The 13,177-nt window shown below is 41.8% G+C and carries 13 protein-coding genes; 1 reads left to right on the top strand and 12 read right to left on the bottom strand.

The annotated features are described in order from the left end of the window. Positions 1–2 precede the first annotated feature (2 nt). The 8 genes from V6984_RS03770 to V6984_RS03735 all read right to left on the bottom strand — a co-directional run bounded on the left by V6984_RS03770 (position 3) and on the right by V6984_RS03735 (position 7,853). On the bottom strand, positions 3–1,097 hold the full coding sequence (locus tag V6984_RS03770) for a hypothetical protein (protein WP_342758474.1): 1,095 nt from the start codon (positions 1,095–1,097) through the stop codon (positions 3–5). A gap of 16 nt (positions 1,098–1,113) precedes the next feature. Beyond that, on the bottom strand, positions 1,114–2,295 hold the full coding sequence (locus V6984_RS03765; RefSeq protein ID WP_342758473.1) for a CgeB family protein: 1,182 nt from the start codon (positions 2,293–2,295) through the stop codon (positions 1,114–1,116). A 1-nt stretch (position 2,296) separates the two neighbouring features. Further along, entirely contained in the window at positions 2,297–3,472 is a 1,176-nt protein-coding gene (locus V6984_RS03760; RefSeq protein WP_342758472.1) for a CgeB family protein, read from the bottom strand. Positions 3,473–3,556: 84 nt separating this feature from the next. Continuing rightward, on the bottom strand, positions 3,557–4,387 hold the full coding sequence (locus V6984_RS03755; protein WP_342758471.1) for a flagellin: 831 nt from the start codon (positions 4,385–4,387) through the stop codon (positions 3,557–3,559). A gap of 170 nt (positions 4,388–4,557) precedes the next feature. Next, complete coding sequence (locus V6984_RS03750; protein WP_342758470.1) at positions 4,558–5,031, bottom strand: flagellar protein FliT; 474 nt, start codon at positions 5,029–5,031, stop codon at positions 4,558–4,560. Next, a complete protein-coding gene (gene fliS, locus V6984_RS03745) occupies positions 5,028–5,414 on the bottom strand; it encodes a flagellar export chaperone FliS (RefSeq protein WP_342758469.1) in 387 nt (128 codons plus the stop codon). The genes V6984_RS03750 and fliS overlap by 4 nt, the downstream gene beginning before the upstream one ends. Before the next feature lie 6 nt (positions 5,415–5,420). Further along, positions 5,421–7,430: a flagellar filament capping protein FliD gene (gene fliD / locus V6984_RS03740; RefSeq protein ID WP_342758468.1), complete on the bottom strand. Its 2,010-nt coding sequence runs from the start codon at positions 7,428–7,430 to the stop codon at positions 5,421–5,423. A 12-nt stretch (positions 7,431–7,442) separates the two neighbouring features. Further along, positions 7,443–7,853, bottom strand: a complete 411-nt coding sequence (locus V6984_RS03735) for a flagellar protein FlaG (RefSeq protein WP_342758467.1) — start codon at positions 7,851–7,853, stop codon at positions 7,443–7,445. 225 nt (positions 7,854–8,078) lie between these two features. Here V6984_RS03735 and V6984_RS03730 point away from each other — a divergent pair, with 225 nt between their 5' ends. Then, positions 8,079–8,957, top strand: a complete 879-nt coding sequence (locus tag V6984_RS03730; protein WP_342758466.1) for an alpha-1,2-fucosyltransferase — start codon at positions 8,079–8,081, stop codon at positions 8,955–8,957. A gap of 119 nt (positions 8,958–9,076) precedes the next feature. On the opposite strand, the gene csrA is transcribed toward V6984_RS03730, so the two are convergent. Genes csrA through flgK form a run of 4 tightly spaced genes read right to left on the bottom strand, consistent with a single transcriptional unit; the run spans position 9,077 to position 13,166 of the window. Next, on the bottom strand, positions 9,077–9,295 hold the full coding sequence (csrA, locus tag V6984_RS03725; protein WP_342758465.1) for a carbon storage regulator CsrA: 219 nt from the start codon (positions 9,293–9,295) through the stop codon (positions 9,077–9,079). Continuing rightward, positions 9,296–9,751, bottom strand: coding sequence for a flagellar assembly protein FliW (fliW, locus tag V6984_RS03720; RefSeq protein WP_342758464.1), 456 nt, complete (start codon positions 9,749–9,751; stop codon positions 9,296–9,298). A gap of 9 nt (positions 9,752–9,760) precedes the next feature. Beyond that, a complete protein-coding gene (gene flgL, locus V6984_RS03715; RefSeq protein ID WP_342758463.1) occupies positions 9,761–11,299 on the bottom strand; it encodes a flagellar hook-associated protein FlgL in 1,539 nt (512 codons plus the stop codon). A gap of 22 nt (positions 11,300–11,321) precedes the next feature. Beyond that, positions 11,322–13,166, bottom strand: a complete 1,845-nt coding sequence (gene flgK / locus V6984_RS03710) for a flagellar hook-associated protein FlgK (RefSeq protein WP_342758462.1) — start codon at positions 13,164–13,166, stop codon at positions 11,322–11,324. Positions 13,167–13,177: the final 11 nt, after the last annotated feature.

Here is a 13,177-nt window from a genome sequence, read left to right as displayed (position 1 = left end):
TATTACTCTTTTCCCAGTTCCAGTTCCGTGTTGGTAATATAATAATTTTTCTCAATAAATTGATTGCAGAGTGCAAATCTGAAGTTTCTCTTCCATGCAGCATAGTTAAAGCAATACTTACCGTATATTAAGTCTTTTGCCGTGCCTTCCCACCAGTCATCCAGCACCTGACATAATAATTCATCCCTGTGATTTCGAAATATACACCGCGTATCTATCATCCCGTAATGTTCCGGATAGCCTTCCTTTCGATAATTATAAAATTTCTGTCTGCCCGCAATGTTCATATCATCATTATTCATCGTTGTAAAAATGAGGTCGTAGACATTGTCATTTTTATAATCCGGGAATGCCAGAAAAGAGGAATTCTTACCATATACCTCATACCACTGCTCCAATTCACCCACAATGTGCATTTCGGGCGATATCCATATGCTGAAATCATAATCCGGAAACAATTTATGGGCATTTATCATATAATAAATCGTAAGTGAGCCAGGTTTCCAATTTTGGGGATTCACCGCCTTGCGAAACTGCCAGACCCCTTCCATTTTCCCCCATTTGTCCTCTTGGTCTGTAAAGCATATATAATCCCAAAAAGCATTTTTATATACCGGCTCCTTTACCTGTCTTTCTTTATTGAACAGACAGGTGTAAACAACCCCCCGCACACCCGGTAATGGTTCTTCATGCCCTTCCCAATGCCCTTGTCTTTCTTCATGAAGTGTATACTGCTGTCTGGACCATGCGTCTCCCATCTCTCTAATCGTTTCCTGATATACTTCATATTTTCCCAAGGCATCATATATGCTTCTATATTGCATCTCAAACACTTCAAGCAAGCCTGCACACCCTTGCAAGTCCTTTTGCCCGACCAGATAGCGAAACAGTTTCATATATACAGCAGGTATTTTTTCATAGCCGTCTTTTTTCTCACTCGTAATACAGGACCAAAAAGATTGTCCCAACGTGTTTTCCAATAAACTCGAAACCTCCTCCATGGGAAAATTTTCTGCAGCCATTTCCCCTGTCTCCAAGGCGTTTCTTGTCTTTTCAATAATGCTAAGTACCTTATTATTAACACCTAATATACCCATTTTACAGCCTCATTACTTAATATTTTCTTTCTTCTTTTATAATATCCAGAATCAAATCCAGTCGCTTTTCAAAAGAATGATATTTTTTTATCTTCTCATATCCGTTGCGGGCAATTTCTTTCCGCTCTTTCTTATGAGATAAATAATATTCCACCTTTTCCATCAAGTCTTCATAGCTGGTATAATAATCAAAGTCTTCTCCCGGTACAAAGTATTCCAGAAAATCCTCCTGATAATTGGACAAAAGAAACCCGCCGCTTCCCATGATTTCGAATATTCTGTAGGGCATTCCCGAGACGATGCTTCGAAGCGACATATTTAAATTGATATCAGAACAGCGATAAATATATACGGATTCCCTCAGCCTTCCGGCAGGTCCTCTATTCTCTACCTTTGGCAGATGCGGCGTCTTTTCATTCGTATATAAAACCATGCGGTACTTTTCCGACAACATTTGAAGAATCTCCCGCCGTTCCAACGTGGTCACCCGTCTCGCTAAATAATACTGGGCGAAAACCCATGCAGGACGCTCGAAACCGTCTTCGTTCATCGTCCATCGCTGCACCGTTTCTATTTCCTCCATGATGTCTGGCGTCAACAGCTCTTCCAGTATCAACTCTCCATATAGCTTCTTCTGCGCTTGAACAATCCCCTCCAGATAGCCTCTGGTATAGTCGTCTACATTCTGCAGCCGGTTATACAATCGGTGCTTCTTCTCGCTATAGGTAGAACCAACAAAGGAGATAGGTGCGGCATAAACATCGTAAATGCTCCGATCCATCTCGTAGCCGTCATATGTCTTGATGTCCGTAGCCATCGGAAGATAATACACCGTATTGATGCCAAGCTTTAACAAGTCCAGATATGCAGCTTTGTCGAATATAAAGACATAATTATAAGGAAAAACAATCGTATTGGAATATAACGCCACTACCGGACTATCATACACCCATGAGATATACTTCACTCTACAGGCATTGCAGGCTATAGAAACCACTGGAAAATAGTTATAAGAGAATACAAGATCAAAATTTTTCCCTGCCATAAAGCGAATCATCTTCTCAGCATATTCCCGGTTCAATCTCATATCTTCCGTCCGGTTTAGTATAAAGTGTTCCACCTCATAGCCACGCCTCTTGAATTCATTATAGATCCCTTCTCTTCCCAGGGAATCCCAATCCATCCACAATATACGCATGCTAAATATGTTCTCCTTTTATTCTATCGAGAATCTCTCCAATGCGTCTGTCATAAGTATGTCCGCGCAGCATCTTATCGTGGCCGTTTCTGGCTATCTGCCCGCGCTGTGCATCATGTGAGAGATAATAATCTATTTTATTCAATAAGTCTTCATTGTCCGTATAATAAACATAGTCAACATCCGGTTCAAAAAAATCCAAAAAATCCTCCTGATAATTGGTAAGCAGGAAACCTCCGCACCCCATAATATCCATCGCCCTTAAAGGAATTCCCGAATGAATGCTCCTAAGTGTCATATTCAAATTAATTTTAGAGTTTTTAAAAACATATGGCATTTGACTTGTGTAATTTACCGGTCCGCAGTTTTGAACCTTCATTAGCTCAGGTGTCTGCACCGGCGCATATAACTTCACCTCATGTTCATTTGAAATAAGGTTTAATATCTCTTCCCTCTGTATTCCAGTAAGTCTTCTCGCCAAAAAGTAATTGGCATATACCCATTGATCCGATTCCCATTCATCCTCACCTTTCATGATAGGACAAATGCGCCTTAACTCATTCGTCACTGCTTCGTTCAGCAAATCTTCCAGCATAAATGCCCCGTAAACATTTTTTTGAGCCTGAATAATCGCTTCCAGATATCCTCTTGTATAGATATTAATCCCTTCGAATTTCTTATAAAAATTCTGATTTTCTTCCGTATACAGCGAGCCTACAAAGGAAACATCCGCCTGAAAGTGTCTTCCCCCGCCGCTATCCATATTATCATAGTGTTCTACCGGCGCCGCCATGGGCATATAATATACATTGGTAACGCCATCATCATTCAGCTTTCTGCACAACGTCTTATCGAAAACATATACTGTCGTGGTCTCATGTTTAATATGTTCAGAATACAACAGTAAATACGGAGAGTCATATACCCATGAAATATACTTTATTCCGCAGCAAAAGCAAGCCTCTGATGCCACGGGAAAAAAATTTAAGGAAAAGATAAATGCGTAAGTCTCACCCCGCAATTTCTTTTCCAATTCTATTTTAAGCGCTTTATTATTGCGCATATTCTGCCTTCCAAATGGCCACGGAAATACTTCCACCTGATATCCTGCTTTTTGAAAAGCCTCAACAATATATTCCTGGGCGAAACTATCCCAATCTAACATTAAAATTTTCATAACAATTTCCACCAAAAATTTTTTAGAAAAAAAGGGCTGATAGAATCAGCCCTTTTATAAATCGTTCTAGTGCGATATGACTTCTTACTGAAGTAAGGATAATACGCCCTGATTAACCTGATTAGCCTGTGCAAGCATAGCCTGGCCTGCCTGTGCAAGAATCTGGTTATTGGAGTAAGAAACCATCTCTTTAGCCATATCCGTATCACGTACACGGGATTCAGCTGATGTAGTATTCTCAACAACGTTATCCAAGTTGTTAATCGTGTGCTCAAGACGGTTCTGGATAGCACCGAGTGCTGAACGCTGGGATGCAACATTCTCAAGTCCTGACTTAATCGCATCGATCAAATCTGTCGGATCATTGGAAGAATCCGACCAATCAATCGAACCGGTAAGCTCTGTGGCAATATCTGTAGCATACATAGCGTCAATGGTAACATCCATCGTTTCGCCATTCTCGTTACCAATCTGAAGAGTCATTGCAGTGGAAGAGAATCCGCCAGTTAACAATACCTGATCGTTAAATCTTGTAGTCGTAGCTACTCTGTTGATTTCAGAGGTCAACTGATTGATTTCGTCAGAAACGTATGCCTTCTGAGTAGTTGTGTAAGTACCGTTAGAAGCTTTTACAGTAAGCTCATTCATTCTCTGAAGCATATCGGTAACTTCGTTCAAAGCACCTTCTGCTGTCTGAACCATGGAGATACCATCCTGAGCGTTCGTGGAAGCCTGTGTAAGACCTCTGATCTGACGTCTCATTTTCTCGGAAATGGAAAGGCCTGCTGCATCATCCGCTGCGCGGTTAATCCTATAACCGGAAGATAATTTCTCTGTCTGCTTTGCCTGTGCACTTGTCGTGATACCTAAATTTCTGCTAGCGTTCATCGCTGTAAGATTGTGTTGTACTACCATAGTATATTCCTCCTTGAATATGTAGTGGCTTCCCTGCCACTTGTTTTTTTGTAATGTTTTCTTCGGACCGTACGCTTCCTCTGTAAACATTAATTTTCGTAAGTAATTATTTTACTTGTAATATATATCGGCTCAAACCTGAGATACTTTATAGCAGATTATATATTTTTTTATTTTTTTTTGTCCATAAACTGGGGCTGCACAACCTGAGAATTATTCATATTCTTATAATAATCCAATGCTGCCTTGGAAGCTGTCCTATTTCTCTGCAGGTTCTTTCTTCCTAAAGTAAAATAATCTTTGGCAAGCTTGTTATTCCTGGCTTCCTGCGTCTGAATAGCAACGCTCTTCTCCGTTACTTTTATAATTAACTGCTGCAATTTGATGATTTGATTCTTATACTGCTCTTTGCCTGCAGACAGTTGCTCCTTGATATGCTGATACAGCGTCTCAAAGCCTTCATCCAGCTTCGTTAGCTCTTCAATGAGCTTACCTTTCTTGTCAATTGTAACATCAAAATCCTCCGCAGAACCTTCTTCCTTCAGAATCTGCTCCTGCTTCTGATTGATTTCCTGTATAAGGGACAATATATCCGCTTTTTTATGTAAGCTCTGCTCCAGAACTTGAAGATAATTTTCTATCATACAGCTCCCTTTTCCCTATTAAGGCGCATTACTTCTTTCCACGTATCCCGCACCGAGCGAAGATGCTCGCATATCTCCTCAAGTATCGCAGTATCCTTTTTCACATTCGCTTCTACCAGACGTCTGTCCAAATAAGCATATATATTATCAAAATCCTTGGCCACTGAATATTTCATATCCAAAGTGACTCTGAGATATTCAACTATCTTCTCCGCCTTCACAATATTGGTATGAGCCTTCTCCATATCCTTCTTCTCTATCGCCGCAATTGCGACATTACAGAACTTAATTGCACCATTATAAAGCATAAGTGTCAATTCTGCGGGCGAGGCAGTCAGAATCTGATTATTATTGTATTGTGCATATCCATTGGGCAACGCCATTCCCTATCAACCTCCTAATAAGCTTGTTACGGCACTTTGATTGGATTGAAGTCTGGCCAACGCAGTCTCCATAGCTGCGAACTGATTATAATATCTAGTCTCCATAGCTTCAAGCTTTTCCTCCAAATCACTAATCTTGGTCGTATAGTTATTATAATCCTCCTGCATCTTTTTGTCATCATAAATCGAACCGAAGCTTCTTAAGTCTGTTCGTGCCGTCAAGCTGTTCAGGTTGGAATAAAGGTTCTGTGACAGCTGGGAAAAGAACGTGATAACGGAATCCGGATCTGCCGCAATTGCCGCTTTCAGTTTATCTTCATTCGTGCCGGTGCTGCTGTCATCCGAATCGCCATCGATATGATAAGCATTTCTCTCATTCTCAGCCGAACTAAAATATCCCAGCGTGGATATTCCAAAGCTCGACAGATACATCTTCGTGCCATCTACTTCCGCACCTGCAAGCATGATATTCTTCAAGCTGGACGCAACGGAAGAGAGATTGGAATCACCTCGCAAAATAGAATCCTTAATCTTCGTTTCCCATGCTTCAATTTCGGAGTCAGACATTTCATCCTTTTCATCGTCCGTAAGCGGCTCATAGCCTTTTGTGGAATCTGCGTTATAAAGCTTATCCATTTCATTTATCAAAGAATTATATTCTTTGATAAAGCTTTTGATCATATCATAAATACCCTCGGTATCCTGTCTGGTCGTTAAGGTTACTTCTTCGCCTTCTCCGCCCATTACCGTTATCGTAAGCCCGTTTATTTCGAACACATTACTGGTAGAAGTATATTCCACTCCATTCAATGAAATCTTAGCATCCTTACCGGTTATCCGTACGATACCGCTATCTGTTATACCACCAGCCAATGCGTCTTTAGCCGTCTGTATTTCCGCTTCGATATCAGCAGTAACTTCTGTTGTTATCTTTCCGCTGTCACCGCCATCAGTAATATAGGAGTTTACCGTGTCCAACGAAGCTTGCGTGGATGCGAGCTTAGTCTTGGCATTCTCATATTCATCCACATAGTCCTTTTTCGTTTGAAGTGCGGCTAGTTCCGCCATCTTCTCCTGGAGTTCCTCAGCATCCGCAGAGCCTTCTTCCGGTTCTCCTATTTCTTCGATACGTGCCTTTATAACGGATATCTGATCTTCTAAGTCGCTGGAACTAATACTGTCTATCGATTCTCCTTCATACATCGCACTGTAACTAACTTTTAATGCTTCGATTGCTGTTTCCTGATCACTTATCGATTCCGTCAGGCTCGTCTGTTGGCTTAAATAGGAAGCCAGACGTTTTGCCACTTCGGTTTCAATAGCCGACTGCTTTTCCTCCTCCGTCATATTTGCATATTTCTCATATTCCGATTTAAGTTCATCCCCGGAAAGGAGCTTCAGTTTGGTCAGGGCATCTACCCCTGCCGTATTTGAGGCGGTAATAGTAAAATCATTATCCGCACCGCTTTTCTTAGCGCTTATATAAAACCTCTGGTTCTTTTCATCGAAGTTCGCATCCACTCCTGCACTCTGCAGTTTTGTCAAAAGGCCGTTTATCGTCATACCTTCGGTCACTTCTATATTCGTGGTTTTTCCATTCGTCGTAACGTTGAAAGAACTTCCCACCTCAATGCCCAGGTCCGCCAGCTTGCTTTTACTCGTATAGCTTCCATCCAGCTTTCCGCCTGTCAGATAGCCTGATGCCGCCGACTGATCGATGGTCATCTTCTGCGTTGCATTCATAGCACTGTTGCCCGTTACAACACTGACATAAGACGAATTGGACACATCCGTCGTCTTCTTGCTGTAATCTGTCGAAAAACGCATATTGCTAAGGGTGGTATTAAAGAAAGAATACACCTTCGTATTCAGCTCTTTCCACGCATCCTGCTTCCATTGCAGCTTAGTCTGCTGCTTCTTCACGTTGTCGACCTTGGTCTGCTGGGCCTTCATTAACTCTGAAATAATAGACTCTGTATCCAACCCAGAGTTCATACCTGTAATTCTTATAGGCATATCAACTTCCTCCTATCTCTTCTCATCCACCAAAATGCCTGCCAATTCCCACACCTTCGCAATCATATCCAAAGTCTCCTCCGGCGGGTATTCTCTGATCACTTCCTTCGTATCCCTATCCACGATCTTGATCATTACTCTGTTCGTCTCATCATGAATACCGAATACAGCTTCGGAATGCGGCATCTTCTTATTGAGCTGTTCTACAGCTTTCTTAATTTTATCGTTTTCTGCCTGACGCGTTTCTCTGCTATCTGCACTTGTATTTTGTGCATCTTTATTTTCTGCTTTGACAGCGGGTGCTGCAGCCATGCTTACATTTGCTGCTGCCTCGGGAGCGGAAACCTCCGTGTTTTCTACAACCGGCTTCTGTGTTACTTGTGTCTGAATATTCCTGATACTTCCTAATGGTTCCATTGCCATTGTAATCACCTCCGTGTGATAATCGTGTTATATAACACCCTTTAAATTCCCAGGAAAGCTTATTCCTTGTACTTATTAATTATATCGGATGAATTTTGCAATAATTTACCCTTTTTTCTAATACCACAAATATTTTCTTTTTTGAATCAATAATTATTTCCCTATGTTTTGCCATTATGATATAGTAAAAGTAATCATATCTTGTTATGAACCAAAGGAGATTCCATGAAAATACAATATTTAAACGGCGGTCTGGCCAATCAGGTATTTCAATATATATTTGTACGCTTTGCAGAATTATATAATCCTTCGGAAGAACCGTGGTTAATTGACGATTCTTTCTTTTTTGTTAATAATGTTCATAACGGATACGAACTGGAAAAAGTATTTAACATACAGGCTAATCTTTTAAGTAGGAATTTCGATTCCGATGTCTGGAATGAATTTATCAAGAATAAAAAAGAGGGAAGCAGTATCGCCCAATCTTTTAAAAATCTGGGATTCGACGTACAAATGGTTGCAGAAACAACTAATTATAAAGAGCACAATCCTTTCGACGGAAAAATATTCCAAATATCTGCTAATGAATTCCACCCGGAAATAACAAAGCTCCCAGGTGAGGTGATTTATTATCATGGCTATTGGATTAACACAAAATGGTTTCGAACCTACCGTAATATACTGGAGAGGGAATTAGCCATGCCGGACATAACCGATGAAAAAAATAAAGCCTATGCATCCCACATCTTATCTACACTGTCAATTGGCGTTCATATACGCCGTGGCGATTATGTGGATATCGGCTGGGCACTGTCGGATACCTATTATCTTCAATCAATGAGAACTTTAACAAAGAACTACCCGGGTGCCACTTTTTTTGTTTTTTCCGATGATATATCATGGTGCCGTTCAAATTCAGACTCTATGGGATTAACGCTTTCCCCAAATATAGTATTTATAGAGGGCAATACCCAAGACAGCAGCTATATCGACTTGGAACTGATGAGTATGTGCGATGGGATGCTCATGTCTAACAGTGCATTCTGTTATCTTGCCGCACTGCTTAATAAACGGTTAAAGTTCTGCATGGAACCTCCCAGGTAATTTTTTCCGTCACTTTGGAAACTGACTGCGTATAAAAAAGGGGGTACTCCAAAGTACTGAAGTAACTCCCTTTTATCAAAACCGGAGAAGACAAAGCGTACCTTTCCGATTTCATACAATTAGACCAGAAATTTCTTTAATGCATCCATGCTCTCCACATCAACGGACGCTTTATTTTCCTCTTGTATCTGCACATATACTTCTTTACGGTATATAGGTACCTCCTTAGGCGCTGTGATTCCTATCTTTACCTGCTCGCCCTTGATTTCTAGAATAGTAATTTCGATATTATTGTTAATAATTAAAGCTTCATTTTTCTTTCTGGATAAGGCTAGCATCTATTCACCCGCTTTCTTTGCCTGAAGGATGTCGTAAATAGGATATTTAACCTTATATTCATCTCCCTCTATAATTACCTGACATGCTTTTCTTTCTCTCGCATTAACAACGATAGGGCCTTTCAGATTCACAGTCATTTGGGTTAAATCCTGAGGCACAGTTACGGTTACGAGCACCAATAACTCTTCTGGATTGAGGTCGCCGAGGGGTTTGATCCATTCCTCCTCCACTTCCGGGTTATAATCCGGTTTTATAATCAGCGGATCCATGACCGGCATTGCGAATGCGGGCTCCTGCAAAGACTGCAGCCAATGAATCGATCCCGCTCCAGTCTCTTTATCATGAATCATCGTAAATTCTGTCAACTCGGAAAAACCCACAATTCCTTTCGGGAACGTAATAATCTTCTCAGCATCGATCGTAATCTCACCAAATACTTTAGTTTCTATTATCATACCTTCTCCTTAAATATAATTCATCAATGAATTCTGCATAATCTTACTGGTTGCAAGAAGCGCCGACTGATAAGAATAGTTCATGCTCGTAAGCTGTATCGTCACCTCGGTAATATCTACGTCTTCATTGGCGGACTGAAGCGTCTGGAATGTGGTCTTCTGAGTCATCAGACGATTCGTTATTAAATCGAGGCGGCTTCCTCTCGTACCATTATCCGTAATGGCAACGCTGGTATTATCCAGTGTTCCGTTTACTTTGGTAATCAGACCCTCAAACATTTTCTGTATATTTTCGCGGATATATGTATAGGCCTTATCCGCCGCATCTGCAGTAGCCTTTAACTCATCGTAGCCGGCTTCTCCTTCGGTCATACCATCCAGCATATTATCGAGATTCGTCTTAGCCTCACCAATCTCCTTCAAAGCAGCTAACGCACTTTCCAAATCGTCGATATTTCTGTCTACATCCAAGGTAAATACTTCATCGGCTGTAGTATTGATACGAATCTTCTGGTTATATCCTACATCGTACTGAATAATCTGCGACGCTCCTTCATCAGTCAGATAGCCTTCGTTGTAGTCTATGGTTTTCCCAGTCGCCGAGTCCGTATATGTACAGGCAAAGTAATGCTGAGGGCGCAAATCGCCATCCTTCCAGGAATCCTTCTCATAGGTCACCCGAATTTCCTGACCGGAATCTACTGCGCCTGTAATATAGTCGTCATACGCATCCGCTCCGATAAGGAGTTCGCCGGTTTCCGGCACCAATACCACCGCATCAGGATTTTGAACAATATAATCATATGGATTAGGGTTTGCTGTTGATGACATCGTTGTGACAGAAGGAAATACATCCACATACGCGTCTGTTCCCGCATCATATTTCGTTACAGAAGGCACCCCGTCCTTCAAACTATCATAAGATAGTCTTATCCTATAAATATCGTTATTTTTTATTGTTGTATCCGCAATGGCACCATCGGTCTCCGGATCATAATTCGCTGAAGATATTCCCTTTAAGTCACCGATGCTCGTATAATTAATCGTATCGAGTGCAGAAATATCGAGCTGTTCGGTAATCTCGAAATTCTCCGTCTTATTCTCCGTATAAGTCAAGGTCGTATCCGTACGGTACCCGGCAAATACATAACGCCCTGCATAATCCACATTTCCTGTCGCATAGAACTCGCTCTTTAAGGATTTCAACTGGGTAACTATAATATCCAACTGCTCTACACCCAGATCCTTATTGCTTCCCTTGGTACATTGTTCTAACATATCTTCAATAACAGAAGTCGTCGTATTCAGCGCATCCGCAGTGACCTTCAGCCAGCTTTCCGCATCCGGCGCATTTTTTTCATAATACTGTTTGATCTGAGATACGTCACTCCGAAGTCTCAGAGCACGGATAGCGATAACCGGATCGTCGGAGGGCCGAGTTATTTTCTTCTGGGTGGACATCTGCGTGCTCAGCTTGTCCTGAAGCACCTTATTATTATTGATATTATACAGCGAATTATTCTGCATAATTTTGTTTGTCATTCTCATATCGGATTCAATCCTCCCTTCATCACACGCCAGTCTCAAGAATCAAGCGGTCGTATATTTCCGTCAATACCTGCATCATCTTGGAAGAAAGCGTATATGCGTTCTGGAATCTTACCATGTTCGTCGCTTCTTCATCCTCATCCACACCTGAGATAGAGGTTCTCTGATTATCGATAGTTACTGCGATCCCATAATATGTATCGTAAAAGGTCTTCGCATTGCCGGCATTCAAAGCTACGTCAGAAAGCAGACATTGCAGGAATTCACTCGCTGTAGAATTACGGAAGCTGAACTTGGTCTTATCCTTCAGAATCGAAATCAGCTCGTCAATCTTGCCGCATTCCTCCACTCCCACTTCTGCACTGGACCTCGTTCCAAGCAAATCAGCGTCCGCCGACAGCGCTTTGTTTACTTGAAAGTTAAATGCCGTCAATTCATAGTAACCATTGGCATCTTCAAAATCGCTTTCTCCGTATTGAGTGTCGTTCTTATTGCTTCCCGTTACCGCTTTCGCTGCTGTGAAAAGCATTACACCCTCATTGCCGTTTGAATCATAGCCACTGGTAAAAACTTCGTTTACCTTGGCGGCAAACGCGCGGACGAATTCGTTCAATTGGGACAGATAATAAGGAATTCCCTGATAACTGATATCGGCGCCTATTTCTGCTTCCTTGGCAATTTTGGAAGCGTCGATTATCGTATCGCACTTCGCGTCATCCATCTCTAACGTATAGGTAGAAGTAGCCGCATCGAAGGTCCATGATTTATAGTAATAAACAGTATTTCCGATAACAATGCTTCCTCCTGTATCGGAAAGATTGCACTTATTCATATCCGTCAGATATTCTTGTGTCACCTTAATCTGCACTTGTGCATTAGAACCGTCAGCAGTTCTTCCCACATTGGTAACCGTGCCGGAAAACGCCTGACTATTATTGCCGTCACGCATCGCCACAAGGCCCTTTAAAGCTCCGCCCATAGATGCGTTATTTAGATTGAATTCATTGCCGTTATCCCAGTAAATGTCATACAATCCATCCGCATCCGTCATATTTATTTTCTCATTTTCCGCTCTGGAAACACATTCGAGCGTATGGTATTCATTGCCGTCTACTAACGTCTGCCCTCCTGCTATATACACCATAAAACGCGTTCCACCGGTCTCTCTGTCGGGGTTATTCGCATCAGTAACAGCAATCTCTTTCGTCTCAATATCAACGATTTCCGCCAGCTCGTCCAGCATCAGATCCCTTTTATCCCTTAGCTCATTGGCTGCCGCACCTGTCATCTCTATAACATTAATCTGCTTATTCAACGTAGCGATCTCTGTGGCAATAGCATTGATTCTATCAACTCTGATCTTGATTTCGGAATTAATATCCTTTTGCAGTTCCTTTAAGTTGCCCGCCGTATTATTAAAATAATCGGCCATACTTTCCGCCGCTGCAATGAATTGAGCTTTACTGTCCGTGCTGCTGGAATTGGTAGAAACAGACTGTAATGCCGCCCAGAAAGAATCATAAATCGTACCAAAACCCGAGGTCCCGTCATCGTCCAAATATTGCTGCAGAGTATCCGTGTAGTATTTCTTTATATCATACTCGCCCAGCGTAGAGTTATTACTGCGAAATCTCATATCGTAATAGCTGTCCCTCATACGCTCTATAGCTACCGTATCTACACCCGCTCCGGCACAGCCGTATGTTGCGAACACACGAAGGGCGTTGGCAGCCTCCTGCGTCACAGTCTGTCTGCTGTAGCCTTCTGTATTTACGTTGGAAACGTTATTTGCCGCTGTATTAAGAGCTGCATTTGCTGCCCGTAATCCCGAGGATGCGATTGTCAGTCCAAAAAATTGTGATGGCATCTTAGCTCACC

The organism is Kineothrix sp. IPX-CK (assembly GCF_039134705.1).
In the GTDB taxonomy this organism is placed as follows: domain Bacteria; phylum Bacillota; class Clostridia; order Lachnospirales; family Lachnospiraceae; genus Kineothrix; species Kineothrix sedimenti.
This window is presented reverse-complemented; position numbering and strand designations above follow the sequence as displayed.